The 17049-nt window shown below is 52.4% G+C and carries 15 protein-coding genes; 5 read left to right on the forward strand and 10 right to left on the reverse strand.

The genetic code is table 11. The annotated features are described in order from the left end of the window. Positions 1-60: 60 nt before the first annotated feature. The gene (locus I2B62_RS15895) at positions 61-525 is read left to right on the forward strand and encodes an immunoglobulin-like domain-containing protein (RefSeq protein ID WP_195270017.1); all 465 of its coding nucleotides are present in this window, start codon (positions 61-63) and stop codon (positions 523-525) included. An 84-nt stretch (positions 526-609) separates the two neighbouring features. Here the strand turns inward: I2B62_RS15895 and I2B62_RS15900 are convergent, their stop codons facing one another. From I2B62_RS15900 to I2B62_RS15910, 3 genes are all read right to left on the reverse strand, one after another. Further along, on the reverse strand, positions 610-1974 hold the full coding sequence (locus tag I2B62_RS15900; protein WP_195270018.1) for a glycoside hydrolase family 3 N-terminal domain-containing protein: 1365 nt from the start codon (positions 1972-1974) through the stop codon (positions 610-612). 182 nt (positions 1975-2156) lie between these two features. Beyond that, complete coding sequence (locus I2B62_RS15905; protein WP_195270019.1) at positions 2157-3395, reverse strand: hypothetical protein; 1239 nt, start codon at positions 3393-3395, stop codon at positions 2157-2159. Positions 3396-3717: 322 nt separating this feature from the next. After that, on the reverse strand, positions 3718-4635 hold the full coding sequence (locus I2B62_RS15910; RefSeq protein ID WP_195270020.1) for a bifunctional enoyl-CoA hydratase/phosphate acetyltransferase: 918 nt from the start codon (positions 4633-4635) through the stop codon (positions 3718-3720). 263 nt (positions 4636-4898) lie between these two features. Here I2B62_RS15910 and I2B62_RS15915 point away from each other — a divergent pair, with 263 nt between their 5' ends. Then, positions 4899-5408 (forward strand): hypothetical protein, encoded by a 510-nt coding sequence (locus tag I2B62_RS15915; RefSeq protein WP_195270021.1) that lies wholly within the window; start codon positions 4899-4901, stop codon positions 5406-5408. 56 nt (positions 5409-5464) lie between these two features. Next, positions 5465-6034 (forward strand): TMEM175 family protein, encoded by a 570-nt coding sequence (locus I2B62_RS15920; RefSeq protein WP_195270022.1) that lies wholly within the window; start codon positions 5465-5467, stop codon positions 6032-6034. 47 nt (positions 6035-6081) lie between these two features. Here I2B62_RS15920 and I2B62_RS15925 read toward each other — a convergent pair whose 3' ends face one another. After that, complete coding sequence (locus tag I2B62_RS15925) at positions 6082-7920, reverse strand: ABC transporter ATP-binding protein (RefSeq protein ID WP_195270023.1); 1839 nt, start codon at positions 7918-7920, stop codon at positions 6082-6084. After that, positions 7917-9644, reverse strand: a complete 1728-nt coding sequence (locus I2B62_RS15930) for an ABC transporter ATP-binding protein (protein WP_195270024.1) — start codon at positions 9642-9644, stop codon at positions 7917-7919. The genes I2B62_RS15925 and I2B62_RS15930 overlap by 4 nt, the downstream gene beginning before the upstream one ends. A gap of 118 nt (positions 9645-9762) precedes the next feature. On the opposite strand from I2B62_RS15930, the gene I2B62_RS15935 reads away from it, so the two are divergent. Beyond that, positions 9763-10605 (forward strand): MerR family transcriptional regulator, encoded by an 843-nt coding sequence (locus I2B62_RS15935; RefSeq protein ID WP_195270025.1) that lies wholly within the window; start codon positions 9763-9765, stop codon positions 10603-10605. Positions 10606-10683: 78 nt separating this feature from the next. Here I2B62_RS15935 and I2B62_RS15940 read toward each other — a convergent pair whose 3' ends face one another. The 4 genes from I2B62_RS15940 to I2B62_RS15955 all read right to left on the reverse strand — a co-directional run bounded on the left by I2B62_RS15940 (position 10684) and on the right by I2B62_RS15955 (position 13436). Next, on the reverse strand, positions 10684-10920 hold the full coding sequence (locus tag I2B62_RS15940) for a (4Fe-4S)-binding protein (protein ID WP_195270026.1): 237 nt from the start codon (positions 10918-10920) through the stop codon (positions 10684-10686). Between the two features lie 101 nt (positions 10921-11021). Continuing rightward, positions 11022-11882: a hypothetical protein gene (locus I2B62_RS15945; RefSeq protein WP_195270027.1), complete on the reverse strand. Its 861-nt coding sequence runs from the start codon at positions 11880-11882 to the stop codon at positions 11022-11024. A 111-nt stretch (positions 11883-11993) separates the two neighbouring features. Next, positions 11994-13010 (reverse strand): FUSC family protein, encoded by a 1017-nt coding sequence (locus I2B62_RS15950; protein ID WP_195270028.1) that lies wholly within the window; start codon positions 13008-13010, stop codon positions 11994-11996. Positions 13011-13202: 192 nt separating this feature from the next. Next, positions 13203-13436 (reverse strand): DUF6718 family protein, encoded by a 234-nt coding sequence (locus I2B62_RS15955; protein ID WP_195270029.1) that lies wholly within the window; start codon positions 13434-13436, stop codon positions 13203-13205. Between the two features lie 296 nt (positions 13437-13732). Between I2B62_RS15955 and I2B62_RS15960 the strand changes: the two genes are divergently transcribed. Further along, entirely contained in the window at positions 13733-14899 is a 1167-nt protein-coding gene (locus I2B62_RS15960; RefSeq protein WP_195270030.1) for a cyclopropane-fatty-acyl-phospholipid synthase family protein, read from the forward strand. A 115-nt stretch (positions 14900-15014) separates the two neighbouring features. Here the strand turns inward: I2B62_RS15960 and I2B62_RS15965 are convergent, their stop codons facing one another. Beyond that, complete coding sequence (locus tag I2B62_RS15965) at positions 15015-17015, reverse strand: KUP/HAK/KT family potassium transporter (RefSeq protein ID WP_195270031.1); 2001 nt, start codon at positions 17013-17015, stop codon at positions 15015-15017. Between the last annotated feature and the right edge of the window lie 34 nt (positions 17016-17049).

The following is a 17049-nucleotide window of genomic DNA, read 5'->3' on the forward strand; positions in this document are numbered from 1 at the left end:
AACTTAGAATAGTAAAAAGAAACTTTTAACGGCCCTTTTGATTTCAAGAACGGAGCTAAAATGAAAAAAATCATCACTTCGGTGGAAATCGGGTTGGTTTTGCTGTGCCTCTGCCTGGCGTTTCCAACAGAGATACCCGCGCCGGCATCGGTTCCGGCGGCCACCTTTTCTGCCGAAAAGTACATCGGCCCCAGCACAGATCTGGCAATGACCGTTGTCAGCGACAGAATCACGCCAGACACTGGGGAGCTTACCCTGCTGCTGGTAAACCACAGTGGAGAATACCAGACCTATGGCCGGATTTTTTATCTGGAACGGGAGGAGAAGGGACAATGGCTTCCGGTTACGCCGCTTCCGGGCACAGCCTTTGAGGAGATCGCAATAATGCTGCCGTCCGATAAAGCAAATGAGGAAACGCTGGACATCGGGACCTGTTACGGCAGTCTCCGGCCAGGCGCCTACCGTGTGGTCAAAACCTTTGGCGATACCTACGCCATTGCGGAATTCCAGGTTACAGAAGTTTAGCATGTTATGCTCAAAAGACTCAAAACCCCAGGCCAGCAGGGTTTTGAGTCTTTTGAGCGTGTGTTTCCAAAAATATATTTATTTTTAAAGCAGGCCCAGCGCCATTTTCCAGATCAGCACCCGTTTGACCGAGGCGTCAATCTGGTCCTCGGAGAGGGTTCCGCCTTTTACGGCCTCGATCACCGCTGGAATCTCGATGGTGTAGCGGGAGCTCAGGATCATGTCGTTGCCGGCGGCCACAGCCTGGACAGCAGCGGTATCGGCGCCGTAGGCCTTGGTGATGGCCTCCATGTCCAGATCATCGGTGAGCACCACTCCGTCGAAGCCCAGCTCGTTCCGCAGAACCTCGTGGACTCTGGGCGACAGTGAGGCGGGATGGTCCGGGTCCATGACCTCGATGACGTTGTGGCTGACCAGTACACTGCCCGCGCCGGCCTGGACGCCGGCCTTAAAGGGCAGAAAATCCTGGGCTTCAAAGGTCTCAAGGGGCCGTCCGTCCCGGGAGAAATCCTTGTGGGTGTCGCCGCCCGGGCCATAACCCGGGAAATGCTTGAGCACGCTGCCCATGTGGTCGGCCGTCATGGCGCTGACCACCTTTGTGACGTAGGCGGCCGTGGCGTCCGCGTCCTGGCCGGTGGTTCGGGAGTAGATGTAATCCGCGGGGTTCTGGGACAGGTCACAGACTGGGGCGAAATTGACGTTGATGTTCAGGGATTTCAGCAGCGCGTCCTTTTCATGGGCGTCGGCCGTGACGGCGTCCAGGCCTCCGGTCTGGAGCAGGGTCTGGGGTGAGGGAAAGGCAGCGGCCCGCAGGGCCGGATTGCCGCTGACACGCACCACGTCGCCGCCCTCCTCGTCCACGCCCACCAGCATGGGAACCCTGGCTGCTTCCTGACAGGCGTTGATTTCGGCCCGGACCAGATCCGGGCTTTTATCCTTAAAGTCGCGGCCAAAAAGGATGGTACCGCCAAACTGCCAGGTTTTTTCAGCCTCGGGCCCGGAAGGGCCGGGGTAACGGGCAAAGAACAGCTGGCCCACCTTTTCCTCAAGGCTCATGCCGTCCAGAAGCTGGGCGGCCCGCAGGCGGTTAAAGCTGGACCTTGCCTCGTCTGCAGGCGTCAGGACGTCCAGCTTTCTGGCGGGCAGCGGGGTGCCTTCGGCCTGAAGGGCATCGGTGTCGGTGCCGGTTTTCAGCGTGATTTTGACCTCTGAGCCGGTATCGGGCAGGTTTTCCGGTATCAGGGTGGTACGGTCGAAAACACGGGTTACAGGCGCTTTTTCGCCATCGTTTTGGCACAGCAGGGTCAGGGTGGTGTCATCGCTGTTCAGGAGGTATCCGGTATAGGCAGCGGGTGTAAAAAGCTGAGACAGGGTGAGGGCCGGTGAGCAGCCTGAGAGCAGGAGCCCGCAGGCCGGCAGGATTAATAAGAGGGTTAAAAGTCGTTTCATGAAGGCTTCCTTTACAAAGTTTAAGCCCTTTTCAGGGACGGGTCTATTGTATCATATTCTCTGAAAAATAGGACCTTAATTTTGGTAAGGAAAAGGCCGTTGCCGTAAAATTAAAGAGGGCTCCCGCGCAGCTTTTGCGGAGGCCCTCTCTTTTAGGAGATGTCTTTTGACAGGAGGCAATCTTATCCGCGGCCCACTTCGGTGTTGTCATGCTTGCGGTCGCGGAGGGCTTTTACGGGGGACGGCTTGTCTTCAAACCGGTAATCCTCACCGTTTTTGCCAATGTATTTTTCAATAACTTCGTGGGACGGCACATATTGGCCGTTGACCATTTCCTGGTATTTAAAGAAGCGGTAATCCTTGGGCAGCTTGCTGCTGTCTTCGTAATCTTCGCCCTTTTTACCCAGGCCTGCCTGGTTTTTGAGGACGTCGCGGACATATTCTTTATTGGAGGTCAGGTGCAGAAGCTTCGGGAAATGCCCGTCGACGACCTCGTTCCATTCTTTTTTCTCATATTTTTTCAGAAGCTCGGCGGCCTTATGCAAGTGGCCGATTTCCTTCTGAAGCTGTTCTTCCCATAACAGCTTGATGATCTCATTCTTTTCTTCACGGTAGAAGGAGTAGTACAGGTAGGCTTCCACATAATCGTGCAGCAGCAGGTTTTCAAGCCAGGTAGAGCTGGGGTCCAGCAGGCCGCCGTAGTGGGTGACATGCTGCTCCTCAACCATACCGATTTCCAGGTAAAGGCTGCGGCCCAGATCGTCCGGATAATGGTTGCCCACGTTCATGTAAAAGTTCATGGTCTGCTGTTCGCCGGCGACGATGATCATGGTGTTGAGCTTCGTCTGAATGTCGGCGGTTTTGGCGTCGATGGGGCGGTTGATGGTGTCAAAGGGATGCCGGTGATGGGCGATGGTAGGCCGTCCGGGCATGATTTCGGTGTAGCCGCCGACCAGCTCCTCGGCCTTGATGCCCTTGTCCATTTCCAGCAGGTCCGCGTAGCGGTACAGGTGGTCAAAGTCCTCGAGCAGGGCAAAGTCCATTGCCTGCTTGACGTAATCGTCGGGTTCATTCTGAGCCAGCCAGGCGGTCAGGTCAACGGCCAGCTGTTCGTAGCCGATGGCCATTTCCAGCACGGACTCGTCAGCCGGCGGCAGCCAGTTGATCATTTTCTGCTGCTGCTGTTCGATGCGGCGGGTCATGGCCAGCTCGCGGCGCAGGTCGTTGTCGGTGCAGTTGCGGTGGAATTGGTGTGAAAACAGGGCGGCCTCGACTTCGATTCCGTTCATCAGGATGATACGCGTCTTGGTGTAAGGGTCAATCTGGTCTTTCGCGTAGGGAATCGGGGTCAGCTTCTTCCAGTCTTCAGCCTGCTTTTCAACAGGAATGCCTTTTTCGTCAAATGGGTTAAAACTGCTCATGGAAAAACTCCTTTTCTGGTGATTGTTTAAAATGAATTCTTTTATTACTTACCCATAATATTTTTAGTTGTAACGGAGAATACAAGGATTAAAGCAACTTTTAAGGAGGAAAACCAATAGAATAAAATGGTGGGACGATTAAAAAGAGCATGAAAAAGGCCTGTCTTTACAGGCCTTTAGTAAAATAGTACAACTCTGTCTGTAATTTAAAAACATAAAGCCTAAAGATGTCTTTTATGATAAAGACAAGCCTAGCATAAAGAAAAAAGCACTTTCCGTTTCCGGAAAGTGCAAAAGGTACCGAACAGACAGGGCGGTGGACTCAGCGTTTCTGATGGGCTGCCAGAAGCAGTGCCATGGCCACGCTGTTGAGCTTGGCTTCGGCGGTGTCGGCACGGGAGGTCAGAACCGCGGGTTTGGCGGTGCCCATGACCACTGCGCCGCTCTTGGCGCCTGCCAGATAGGTCATGGTTTTCCAGAAAATGTTGCCGGCCTGGAGGTTGGGCATGAGCAGCACGTCGGCTTTGCCGGCCACCGGGCTCACGATCCCCTTGTGCTCGACGGACATTTCGGAGACGGAAAGGTCCATGGACAGAGGGCCGTCAATCACACAGCCCTTGATCTGGCCGCGTTCATTCATTTTTGAGAGCACTGCAGCGTCATAGCCGTCCGGCATGTTGGCGTTGACAGTTTCAACCGCGCTCAGGCAGGAAATTTTTGGCATTTCACAGCCCAAAGCGTTGGCCAGGGTGGTGGCATTGCCGATCATTTCAATTTTATCCTCAAGGGTAGGGGACACGATCATGCCACAGTCGGTGGCCAGGAACATCCGGCCCAGGGCAGCGGATTCAAAGGCGGTAACGGCGTTTAAGAGCTTGCCGGTCCGCAGGCCGTGTTCCTTGTTCAGGATGGCCTTCAGGTAGGTTTTGGTCTGGAGCAGGCCTTTCATAACAATGTCGGCCGCGTCGTTGCGGGCCAGCCCGACGGCCACGTTGGCAGCCTGACTGTCATCCTTTATGTCAACCACGGTGTTTTCTTCCAGATTGCACCCGGTTTCTTTGGCGAAATACTCAATTTTGGCTGCGTCACCCACCAGAATGGCGGTTCCGAAGCCATAGTCATTCATCATTTTAACGGTCTGTAAAACAGGCAGATCGCCGGCGGCTGCGACCGCCACAACGGCTTTTTTGGTCTGGGCCTGTTTGATCAGCTGATCACGCATCTCCTTAAAATGGTACATATTGTCCCCTCACTTTCTCATTAAAAACTTTATAATATGGTATACAATCTTATTATACGCTTTAGCTTTAAAAGCAACAAGAAAAAGGAAGGATAGAAAATTGTATTTACAGGTAAAATATAACCATTATAAACGAGAAAGGATAAAAAATTGTTCCTTAAAGGGGTTAATTTTTAAAGGCTTTCATTGACAGCCCTTATTCCGCCTGTTATGATGAAAGAAATGAAATTTTAATCTGAAAAGATGGAAAAGGAAGCGGTAAGATGAAAAAATTTTGTTGCCTGCTGATGGCAGTGCTTCTGTTTTTTACCCTGACAGGCTGCGGGCCGTCAGAGCAGAGCGATCCCCATACTCAAAAGCTGTCGGACGCGGCGGAGTTCCAGGGGGCCGGCGGCCTGGATTTTACCTTTGACAGCCTGCCGGAAAACATGGGCGCGGCCCATTACGCGGTGGTGGACGGCGCGGTGGCCCAGGTGCGGTTTATCCGTGACAGCCGGACTTATATTGTCCGGAAAGCCCATTACGCACGGTCTGCGGACATCAGCGGTGTCTACACAAGCTTCAGCGACCAGGCGGTTTTTTTGCAGAAGGCCGATATTCTGACCAATACGGGCACGATTGATGTGTATTTCACCCCTGTGAATAAGGATACGGGCGAGGCGCTGGCCTGCTGGGTAACGCCTGAGGGCTTTGCCTATTCGGTCTATTGCCCTGAGGATATTGAGGTTAAGGATTTAAAGGCGCTGGAGGGTATCTGCCAGGCGGTATCCTGAGATTACAGGCCTCAAATATGGGTACTTCTTAATCAGTACGGTTAAGGAGCAGCAGCATGCAAAAAGGACGTTTAGAGGCTTACACCGACGCGGTGCTGGCCATTTTAATGACCATTCTGATTTTAGGAATAAAAATCCCAGATGAGCCGACCTTTGAGGCGCTTTTTAAAATAAAAGAGCAAATTTTTGCTTATATCCTCAGCTTTTTACTTTTTACGGTTTATTGGAACAACCACCACCATATGTTCCAGCTGGCGGAGAGGATCAATGGAAAGGTCATGTGGGCCAATTCCTTCTGGCTTTTCTTCCTGTCTCTGATCCCAGCGGCCACCAACTGGGTGGGCACCTTTATGGGCGGCTTCGCGCCGGAGATCACCTACGGGGTGCTCTTTATGCTGGTCAGCCTTTCTTATTTTTTCCTGAACCACACCCTGGCTGCCGCCAATGGGGCGGACTCAGCGGTTTACAGGGCCATCGAGCATGACCGCAAGGTTCCGGTCACACTGGTGATCAACGTTATTTCTCTGGGAGCCGCTTTTATCAACCCCATGCTCACCCTTATCGGGTGTTATGTGGTCATTATCATCTGGTTTATTCCCAACAGGCGGGTCGAAAAATTTTTCTGAAACACGGCATTAAAAACCGGCGGCTCACTCCGCCGGTCTTTTTGGTTTCAGGATGCTTTGACCGTAAACTGGCTGTTGTACAGGTCGGCGTAAAAGCCATTCTGTTCGAGCAGACCCTGGTGGGTGCCCTGTTCCACGATGGTGCCATTCTGCATGACCAGGATATGGTCCGCGTCGATGATGGTGGACAGCCGGTGGGCGATGACAAAGCTGGTGCGCCCTTTCATCAGGTGATCCATGGCTTTCTGGATTTCGAGCTCGGTCCGCGTATCCACGCTGGAGGTGGCTTCATCCAGAATCAGGATGGCCGGATCGGCCAGAATGGCACGGGCGATGGTCAGCAGCTGGCGCTGTCCCTGTGAGATGTTGGAGGCTTCGTCGTTCAGGATGGACTGATAGCCCTTGGGCATGGTACGGATAAAATGGTCGGCCCGGGCGGCCTTGGCAGCCTGGATAATTTCTTCCCTGGTGGCCGCGTTGCGGCCGTAGGCGATATTATCCTCAATGGTTCCGCCAAAGAGCCAGGTATCCTGGAGCACCATACCAAACTGTGCGCGCAGGTCACCCCGGCGCAGGTCGCGGATATCAACACCGTCGATCAGAATACGGCCGCCGTCCAGCTCATAAAACCGCATGAGCAGGTTGATCAGCGTGGTTTTCCCAGCGCCGGTGGGGCCGACAACGGCGATCTTTTCACCGGCCTTCACGTCAATGCTGATATCCTTCATCAGCAGGCGGTTGGGGCTGTAGCCAAACTGGACGTGCTCGAAACGCACGTCACCTCTGGGCTCGACCAGAGCCTTTGCGGGCGAGATATCCGGCACCTCGTCATCCTCGTCCAGAACCTCAAAGACACGTTCGGCCGAGGCGATGGCTGCCTGCATGGAGTTGAAAATGTAGGCCGCTTCGGTGATCGGCTCAGAGGCCTGGTTCACATACTGGAAGAAAGCCTGGATCACCCCAAGGGACAGCCGCCCCTGGATTACAAAGAAGGCGCCGAGGACAGCGATCAGCACATAGCCGATCTGGTTCATGAGCCGGATCAGCGGATTGACCGCAAAGGTGATGAACTGGGCGTTGCGGCTGGCCGCGTAAAGGCGCTCGTTGACCTCCTCAACGGTCTGGGTCGAGGCGTCCTCCCGGTTAAAGGCTTTGATGACCACCTGCCCGGTAAAGAATTCCTCGATATGACCGTTGAGCTCGCCGAGGGTTTTCTGGTTTTTGGCAAAGCAGTGCTGGCTGCGGCGCGCGACCAGAGCGGTGATCACCATGCCGACAATGATCATCACAAAGGCGATCAGCGTCAGCAGCGGGCTGATGACCAGCATCAGGGTTACGGCCCCGATGATGGTGACCACCGTGATGATAAACTGCATCAGGCCCTCCTGGAGGGTATCCGCGACCTTTTCAAGGTCGTTGGTGGTCCGGCTCAGAATATCCCCTTTCTTGTGGTTGTCAAAATATTTCAGGGGTGTCCGGGCGAGCTTGGCGCTCAGGGATTCCCGCAGGGTCAGGGTGAGCCGCTGGGAAACGCTGGCCATAAGGTATTGCTGCAGATAGTTAAAGGCTGCGCTGAACACGTACAGGCCCAGCAGCAGGCCCAGTATCCGGCCCATGGCGCCGAAGTTGAGCGTAAAGGCGGCGCCGGTCTCGATGGAGTGGCGCACACTGTCAAAAATCTGGTTGATGGCCTGGCCGATCACCATGGGTGCGGCCAGCGTAAAGGCACAGCTGAATACCACAGAGATCAGCACGATGATCAGCTTGCCCTTTTGTTCTAAAAGCTTTGAGAAAAGCCGCTTCGCAGTTTTTCCGGCATAGCGTGCTTTTTCGGCGGACATGCCGTCGTTAGAAGTGGTTACTTCGTTTTCCGGACGTTCACTCATGCTAATTCCTCCTTACTTAACTGTGATTCCGCGATTTCACGGTAAACCGGGCAGTTTTCGAGCAACTCGCGGTGGGTGCCCCTGCCGGCAATAATGCCGTTGTCCAGTACGATAATCTGGTCGGCGTCCACAATGGAGCTGACCCGCTGCGCCACCACAATGATAGCGGCGTCGTGAATCTCGGCCTTTAAAGCCGCCCGCAGGCTGGCGTCGGTTTTAAAATCCAGGGCGGAGAAGCTGTCGTCAAAAATATAGACGTCCGCTGCTTTTACCAGAGCCCGTGCGATGGCGAGCCGCTGCTTCTGGCCGCCGGAAAAATTGTTCCCGCCCTGGGCCACACGCGTCTCATAGCCGTACTTTAAATCGCCGATAAAGGCGTCGGCCTGGGCGATACGGGCAGCGCGGCGCAGCTCATCCAGCGTGGCGTCCTCTTTCCCGTAGCGCAGGTTATCGGCAATGGTGCCAGAAAATAAAAAAGCCTTCTGGGGCACAAAACCGATTTTATTCCGAAGCTCTTTTTGGGACAGGGTTTTGATGTCCCGTCCGTCAATGGCGATACTGCCGGCCTGAATGTCGTAAAAACGGGGAATCAGGCTGGCAATGGTTGACTTGCCCGAGCCGGTGCCGCCAATGATGGCAGTGGTTTGCCCAGCCCGGCAGGTAAAATTCAGATCGCTTAACACAGGCTCCTCCGCCCCCTGGTAACAGAAGGTCACATGGTGGAAGGCCAGCTTTTCGTCAGAAGGCTGAACGGTCAGCTCAGCCGGCGCATCGCCGATCTCAGGCTCCAGATCCAGAACCTCCGAGATACGCTTGGCGCAGGCTTCCGCCCTTGGGATCATGGTAAAGACCATGACCGCCATGACCAGGTAGAACAGGATCAGCATGGCGTATTCGATCACGGCCATAATATCGCCGATCTCCATGGCGCCCCGGCCGATCTGTATGCCCCCGAACCAGATAATGGCCAGAGTGCAGAGGTTTAAGAGCATCAGGACCAGTGGCATGGCAACCGCAAAGATCTTGTTGATGCGGATAGCCGTGTTCGCGTACTCCTCAAAAGAGGTGTTGACACGCCTGCGCTCAAAATCGGTCCGGTTAAAGGCGCGGATGACCCGCACCCCGGTAATGTATTCCCGCATGAAACGGTTGATTTTGTCCATCCCGGTCTGCAGCAGACCGAACAGGGGCATGGTTTTCCGCTCAATGAGCACCGCCAGCACCATGAACAGGACCATGGTTACCACGATGATGCCGCCCATGAAGGCGTTCTTGGAAAAGGCCAGGATCAGCCCTGCGATGGCCATGATAGGGGCTGGCAGCATCATCTGAAGCACCATGATCAGCGCCTGCTGGATCTGGTTGACATCACTGGTGTTGCGCGTGATCATGGACGCGGTACCGATGCTGTTAAAATCATTGATCGAAAAACGCTGGGCCTTTCTGAACAGAGCGTTTCGGATGTCCCGCCCGGTGCCGGACGAGAGAATGGCCGAAAACCAGGTGCCCAGAATGGCAAAAAGCCCGGTTAATACGGCAAAAAGCAGCATCATGCCGCCGGTTCTGATGATGTAGGGAATATCCCCGTAGACGATACCGTTGTTTACGATATCTGCCGTAAGGGTGGGAATATAGAGGGTTCCCAGTGTCTGCAGAAACAGCAGCACGGCGACGAGGACCAGTGTTTTGCGATAGGGTATTAAGAATTTAAATAATCGAGTCATTTCGTCTCCTTCCTATGGATGTTGTACTCCGGTTTGATGTATGTTACTATAAACTGTAGAGTAACTGTACAGTCAAGCAGAAAGATGAAAAAATTTAAGGTTTAAGGAAAGCTAAAACATGGAAAACAAGGCAACATTAACCATCAGCGAGTTTGCGAAGCTCTCGGGCGTCAGCCGCAAAACGCTCATCTACTATGATAAGATCGGTCTTTTCTGCCCGGAGAGAGTAGAGCCTGAAAGCGGGTACCGGTACTACTCTTATCTGCAGCTGGACGTGATCAGCGCCATTTACGCCCTGAAAGAAATCGGGACGCCTTTAAAGGACATCAAGGTTTATCTGGACAAGAGGACCCCGGAAAAGCTGGTGGCGCTTTTTGAGGAGCGGAAGGCCAAGATCGACGCGGAGATTAAAAGCCTGAAGCGGATCAGCGATATGATGGAGTCCAGGATCGAGATGACCCGGGCCAGCAGCACCATTGATACCAGCCGGGTTTCTGTGGAGTACATGCCGGCCGAACGTATTTTTATCAGTCCAGATATTTCAAATGTCGATGATGAGTCCATCTGGGATATTATCCAGGAATTCTATGAATACTGCGCCCTCTATAACATCAGCTATGGTTATCCGGTGGGGGACATTGTGTCCATGGAAAGCCTGCTGCAAAAGGCGTGGCATTTCCCTACCTGGTATTTCGCAAGGCTGGACGAGCCCATGGCGCTGCCGCACATCGGCCTCAAGCCCGCTGGCTATTACGCGGTAGGCTATATCTACGGAAATTACGACAGTATTGACGCGCTGTACGAGCGGATCGACGCTTATATCGAAGAAAAGGGCCTGACGATTGACGGCTGTGGCTACCGCGAATCCATTCTGGATGAGATCGCCGTCCAGAACCCGGAGGATTACCTGTTTCAGGTGTCTGTAAAGGTGGAAAAGCCGCCGGAAGAAGATAAAAAATAAGGACCTTGGAAATTCCCGGGTCCTCTGAGCCTTTTGAGCAGGGTTTTTAAAGAAAAAATTTTATGTGATTACAGGATTTTAAGGCTTCATAATATATTGCAGAGCGCCGCTGGGGCAGGTTTCAACGACTGTCTTGACCTCCTCGGCGGAGGCGTTGTCTGGCAGGATCCAGGGCCGGCGGCAGACCTTGAACACCTCTCCGTTGCCGTGGGTGCAATTGCCGGAATGGCAGCAGATCGCTTTATTATAAAAAACGTCGATGTCTTGGCCTGTGTATTTTTTATAGCCTTTTTCAATCAGTTCTTTTTCAGTCAATGTTCTTCACTCCTTTATTGGATTTAAAAATATTCTTGTTTAATATATCCATTTTGAGCCGCTCTAAACAAAAAAGGACCTCCCGCTAAGGGAGGTTCCGATTATTCTGTTTTGCTGGGGTTTATGACCGAGTTGATGGCATCTTTAATCTGTTCGGCAGGATTGTTTTTCTTTTTTTCTTCCTCCTCGGCTTTCTTAGCCTCCTCCTCAGCCTTGCGTTCAGCCTCGCGGGCTTCTTCTTCCGCGATGCGGGCCGCCTCCTGGGCGGCTTCCTGGGCTTCAACCTTTTTTCGGACCTGGCTGATCGCGAAATTCATATCAGTCTGGGTGTCCGGGTTTTCAAGCTGGGCCACCAGCTCCTGGGCCTCGTCGCAGGCGTCTGAGGAAGCATCCTCGGAGAGCTCGCTGCGGGCGGAGCCGTCCGTGAACTGTGAATCCAGAAGATCATTGATCTGCTTGTAGATATTATACTGGTTCTGGGCATCGGCAAAATCCTGCCTTACCGCAGCCGTAAAATCTGTTTTGCCCATGGCGTCCAGCTCAGACAGGTTTTTATTGATATTGTCGATCTGGAAGGGCTGTATGGTCCTCACGACCACGCGGGACCCGTCCTCCTTTGTCTGGTAGAGGGCAGCCACCCCGTTGAGGGTATCCGCCATCTTCTGCGCGGTGGAGGTGCGCTCCAGCAGAAAGCTGCGCATGGCCTCATCCCTGACCTGATTGGCTTTTTTAATGCTGTCAGAGATCTGTCCGGTGTTCTGGGCAACACCGTCAGCCAGCCCCGCATCGTTTTCAGTAAAAAGTGCGTTGACGGACTGAACCGCCCGGTTTTGAACCAGCAGCGGTATATGATAAATGGCAGCGCCGATTCCGACAATGGCAGAAATCAGCAAAAGCAGTAAAATAATGGTGAGGACTTTACCGCGGGGCGCCATTCGGTTCCATAGTTTTAGTGGTTTCATCAGCATTTACTCCTAAATGTTGTGGATAACTTTAATCTTATCAGAACTTGCGTCGATTTTCAATTAGAAATAAAAAAAGATGGGCATGTTCCCATCCTTATATATAGGCCTTTAATTTTCCGGGTCTGGCGTCATGGTGCTGAAAAAGGTTTTTCGGGTAAAGGCCCCCAGATGGCGGATGACCACAACAATCAGAATGCCGGTCAGCAGGCAGAGCACCCGGTTGATGATGGCCGAGGTGAGGTCAAAGAGCACCAGAGAGGCAAAAAGCGCGCTCATGAAGTTGATAACCTGCTGGTATTTATAGGGCTTGGCAAACTGGTAATTGCCGATATAGCCCAGCAGCAGGATCAGAAATCCGCCGTATCCCTCGGGCACCAGCATTTGAAAGAGCAGCACGAAAAGCACAATCCCCGCCAGTGTGGCAACAGACCGGTGCTTGATCCGCGTCAGGGTTTCACCGTAGTCCGCCTGCGTGAGCGACATGACCACAATGCTGATCCAGAGCGGCTTTCTCAGGCCGAAGGCCATACCGATAAACATGGCCAGAGTAAGTCCCAGTGTCATCTTCAGGATAAGAGCCTGATCCTTTTTTTGGCAGAGCCGGACCTGCTGCTTCAGACTGCGCTGGCTGGAGGGGTCAAAGCCCTTTATTTTCCAACAGACCGCAGTCACAGCCGCAGTGATAGCAGCGCCGGTTAAAAGGCCGGCCATCCTGAGGGTAAAGGCATGCCCTGTCACAGGGCTGGCCTGACAGAAAATATAGCAGAGTAAAAAGATGATGTGGGGCCTGAGCGCCGAGGGCTCCGAGCAAAAGGCCATCATCAGGTAAATAAAAATAAAGTTCAGCGCAAGACCAGCCCACAGGTTGAGAAGGGAGAGCGCCGAAACCAGGCCTGAGCCCACGAAAAAGAAGAAAAGCAGAAAGGTCATGGAGCTGGGCTTTAACGCCATATCACAGACCGGGAAGGTCAGGAGCGCAACGATAATGGCAATGGAAGGGAGAAGATTTTCCTGTCCAAAGAAACGCGCGAAGAGATTGATAAAAAGAAGAATGAACGCAAAGCGCACCGTGTTGATAAAAAATGTTTTAATTCCGGCTTTTACCGTCGTCTTATTTAAGGTCAAGCAGTATTCCTCCAATCCAGTATTGATCATTAAAACCTATCATAACGGAATACAGGGCAAAAAACAAGAACGTCGTTTTGGCGGAATTTCAGTGAATCCGGTTGCAATTTTGCGTTCATTGAAATAAAAATAATGAATTGAAACTTTTTAAAACGGTCATTAAGGAAGCTTAAGAAAAGCTTTTGTGGCGGATTACCATTCCGCCAGATCCAGCACCTCAGTAAAAAAGGCGTCGTGGTTCTCATAAATTGTCTGGGGAGCATATTCCGCGAAATCCTCCTCGTTGTAAACCACACTGACCTGTACGCCTGTATGGATGGTCATTTTTGCCAGTCGGCGCGCCTGCTCCTTCAGGGTGTCATTGGCCTCGGACCGGATGGCGATACAGCCGGGTTTGTCAAATTGTCGAGCGATAAGATAAGCCATTTTGATTCATTCCTTTTTATTTTTATTATAGCATACCAGCGGGCAGCCGGGAAAAGGGATACGGATAAAAAATAGTCTCCTTAAAAAAAGAATCCGTTTTCAGCGAAAAAAATAACGTTTTTAAATATAAATACAAACTATAAATAACGTTTAAAAGCGTATAGAATGGGTAAATACCATTAAGATATGTTAGTTTGACAATACTTCTTAAAGGGGTGTACAATCTATAAAGTAAAGCTCTACCGCGCCGGGCTTTTGGCGGCGCGTTTGAGTCTGATGTGATAAGGAGAATGAACATGAAGCTTGAAGATAACCTGATGATTCAATTTTTAAAGAAGTTTGATGAAAACCCGTTTCTGATTAAAATAAACGGCAAGGAAGTTTTATTGGGCGAGGGCGAGCCGACCTTTGTGGTTCGGTTCAATAAGAGCCTGGACATCAAGGAGCTCAGGCGCAGTACCTCGCTGGCGCTGGGCGAGGCCTACATGCGAGGCGATATCGAAGTGGAAGGCGACCTCTTTCAGGCCCTCGACCAGCTTCTGGGACAGATAGGAAAATTTTCCCTGGATCAATCGGCCTTAAAAAAGCTGATCTTCACCTCGAATTCCAAAAAGAACCAAAAGGATGAGGTATCCTCCCACTACGATATCGGCAATGATTTTTACAGGCTCTGGCTGGACGATACCCTGAGCTACTCCTGCGGTTATTTTAAAAACCCGGACGATACCCTTTATGACGCCCAGGTCAATAAGGTCGATTATATCCTGGAAAAGCTGTATCTGAAAGAAGGGATGAGCCTTCTGGATATTGGCTGCGGCTGGGGATTTCTGCTCATCGAGGCGGCTAAGAAATACGGGATCAACGGCGTGGGCATTACCCTGAGCCAGGAACAGTATAATAAATTCAGCCAGCGCATTGTGGAGGAAGGCCTGGAGGGCCAGCTGACAGCAGAGCTGATGGATTACCGAGATCTGCCCAAATATGGAAAGACCTTTGACCGCATTGTCAGCGTGGGCATGGTCGAGCATGTGGGCAGAGACAATTACAACCTCTTTTTATCCTGCGCAGATAAGGTTTTAAACCCCAAGGGACTGTTTCTGCTGCACTATATCAGCGCATTGGAGGAACACCCTGGAGACCCCTGGATTAAGAAATACATTTTTCCGGGCGGCATGGTTCCCTCGCTCCGGGAAATGATCAGCCTGGCCGCGACGCACCGTTTCTACGTCATTGATGTGGAGAGCCTGAGACGGCATTACACCAAAACCCTGCTCTGCTGGGACGCAAATTTCAGAGCGCATCTTGACGAGGTGCGCGAGATGTTCGACGATGAATTTGTCCGGATGTGGGACTTGTACCTCTGCTCCTGCGCGGCGACCTTCCACAACGGCATCATTGACCTGAGCCAGATTCTGATGACCAAGGGCGTGAACAACGACCTGCCCATGACCCGGTGGTACTGAAAAAAGAGAACCTGATCAAGGTGGCAGGCAGAAAAACGCTATGCAAAAGCTTTTGCATAGCGTTTTTTTATGGAGTGTCCTGATTGACAGCGTACAGGTAAAACAATAAGCCCAGTCACGCGTCAACCCGCTTTAGAGGATTGGATCCCTTCAGCTTAATAAAGAGCGGCACATACTCCACGATCACCGAGGTGTTTTCCAGGCCATACCATTGTACCGGGGAGCCGGCAATACGCCGGATCGCGTATTTCAGAGAAACCGCGGCCCAGTCTGAAGGAGGGATATCACTTTCAGGCACCAGCATCTTGCGCAGAATGCAGAACCGGAAATCGCCCACCGTGCTGTTGTCGCCGATGGAGTACCGGCGCTGCTGGGGCGGCAGCTCCTGGCTGGCAATCAGGTCGCTGACAATCTGACGCAGGTAGACATTGATGCGCTGGTCCACCTTAAAGCCCAGGTGCAGCTTTACCCTGAACAGGTAATCTGTGCCAAAGCTCTCGACAGCATATTCGCGGGTATAGGGCTCATCGCTGACGCTGACACTGACAAACCAGTAGGCTCTGGCCCGTTTTGTCTTTTTGTCAAAAACAGAGTACAGGATGTCGCGGTCGATGGTATCCCCCTGGGTTTCATTCACCAGGTAGACCAGATTATCCGATATAGTGGTGAGCCTTTTATCCATATGCACGTCTCTGAACATGCCGATATAGTCTGAAATATGCAGCTTTAAGGCCTGGGAACGCTCAATATCTGTGCCGCGGTGCCAGACAGCCATAATGGCAAAGAGGAGCGTGGCAATGAGCAGCGCCACATAACCCCCGCTTTCAAATTTTGAAAGGCTTGAGAGAAAAAAGATGCCCTCCAGCCCGCCGAAAAAGATGAGGAAGATAAAGGGGAGGATTTTCAGACCCTTCAGACAGCGAAGATACATGAACAGCAGCAGCGTTGTCATGAGCATGGTCAGGGTTATGGCCAGCCCATAGGCCGATTCCAGACGCGCGCTGGAACGAAAATAGAGGATGACACCGCTGCAGGCCAGCCACATAATCAGGTTGACTAATGGAATATAGAGCTGGCCTTTGGTTTCCGAAGGATAAGTGATGCGCATATGCGGCATGAGATCAAGGCGGATCGCCTCAGATACCAGTGTAAAGGTACCGGTGATCAAGGCCTGAGAAGCAATGACCGCCGCCAGAGTACTCAAAAGCACACCGAAAATACGGATATTGTCCGGGAGCATCTGGAAAAAAGGGTTGAGGTCTGTCAGAGCGCTCAGGGCAGTATTGTTTTTGTTGGCCATGAGCCAGGCGCCCTGACCCAGATAATTCAGAATCAGGCAGACCTTAACAAAAGGCCAGCTGGCATAGACATTGCCCCGGCCCACGTGGCCGATATCTGAGTAGAGCGCCTCGGCGCCAGTGGTAGCCAGGAAAACGCTGCCGAGGATCATCACCCCTGCCCGGTTGTCTGGACTGAACAGGATGGCGGCGCCTCTGAGCGGGTTAAAGGCTCTTAAAATTTCCCAGTTGCCCGCCATGCTGACAATACCTGAAATGGCCAGAAAAAGAAACCAGACGGTCATCACCGGGCCGAAGGATTTACCGATGGACTTGGTACCGGCCCGCTGGACAAAGAACAGAACCGCTATAATGGCAAGGGTAATCATGACAATACGGCTCTGCCCGTCCCCCAGAAAGCAGTAGACAAAGGGCAGGCTTCTAAGACCCTCGATGGCAGTGGTAACCGTAACGGCCGGGGTGAGAATGCCGTCGGCCAGGAGCGCGGCACCGCCTACCATGGCGGGAATGATGAGCCAGGCCTTGTATTTTTTGATCAGGCTGTACAGTGAAAAAATACCGCCCTCACCGTGATTATCAGCCCTGAGCGCGATCATGACATACTTGATGGTGGTAAGAAGGGTAACGGTCCAGATGACCAGGGATAAAGCCCCCAGAATCAGGTTGTCGTCAAGGGTGTTCAGGCCGCCGTTTCCGGCGATGATGGATTTCATAACGTACATCGGGGAGGTGCCGATGTCTCCGTAGACAACGCCGAGGGCCACAATGGCAGCGCCCAGGCTGACGGGAATTTCTGACGATTTTTTTAATGGTCTCATATTGATTCTCTGCTTTTCCTTCGGATATATTAAA

Origin of the sequence: Eubacterium sp. 1001713B170207_170306_E7, assembly GCF_015547515.1 — a bacterium.
GTDB lineage: Bacteria > Bacillota > Clostridia > Eubacteriales > Eubacteriaceae > Eubacterium.

Excerpts from the sequence above, each read along its gene's own strand:
- I2B62_RS15895 (WP_195270017.1), top strand. The coding sequence starts at position 61 with ATGAAAAAAATCATCACTTCGGTGGAAATCGGGTTGGTTTTGCTGTGC.
- I2B62_RS15900 (WP_195270018.1), bottom strand. The coding sequence starts at position 1,974 with ATGAAACGACTTTTAACCCTCTTATTAATCCTGCCGGCCTGCGGGCTC.
- I2B62_RS15905 (WP_195270019.1), bottom strand. The coding sequence starts at position 3,395 with ATGAGCAGTTTTAACCCATTTGACGAAAAAGGCATTCCTGTTGAAAAG.
- I2B62_RS15910 (WP_195270020.1), bottom strand. The coding sequence starts at position 4,635 with ATGTACCATTTTAAGGAGATGCGTGATCAGCTGATCAAACAGGCCCAG.
- I2B62_RS15915 (WP_195270021.1), top strand. The coding sequence starts at position 4,899 with ATGAAAAAATTTTGTTGCCTGCTGATGGCAGTGCTTCTGTTTTTTACC.
- I2B62_RS15920 (WP_195270022.1), top strand. The coding sequence starts at position 5,465 with ATGCAAAAAGGACGTTTAGAGGCTTACACCGACGCGGTGCTGGCCATT.
- I2B62_RS15925 (WP_195270023.1), bottom strand. The coding sequence starts at position 7,920 with ATGAGTGAACGTCCGGAAAACGAAGTAACCACTTCTAACGACGGCATG.
- I2B62_RS15930 (WP_195270024.1), bottom strand. The coding sequence starts at position 9,644 with ATGACTCGATTATTTAAATTCTTAATACCCTATCGCAAAACACTGGTC.
- I2B62_RS15935 (WP_195270025.1), top strand. The coding sequence starts at position 9,763 with ATGGAAAACAAGGCAACATTAACCATCAGCGAGTTTGCGAAGCTCTCG.
- I2B62_RS15945 (WP_195270027.1), bottom strand. The coding sequence starts at position 11,882 with ATGAAACCACTAAAACTATGGAACCGAATGGCGCCCCGCGGTAAAGTC.
- I2B62_RS15955 (WP_195270029.1), bottom strand. The coding sequence starts at position 13,436 with ATGGCTTATCTTATCGCTCGACAATTTGACAAACCCGGCTGTATCGCC.
- I2B62_RS15960 (WP_195270030.1), top strand. The coding sequence starts at position 13,733 with ATGAAGCTTGAAGATAACCTGATGATTCAATTTTTAAAGAAGTTTGAT.
- I2B62_RS15965 (WP_195270031.1), bottom strand. The coding sequence starts at position 17,015 with ATGAGACCATTAAAAAAATCGTCAGAAATTCCCGTCAGCCTGGGCGCT.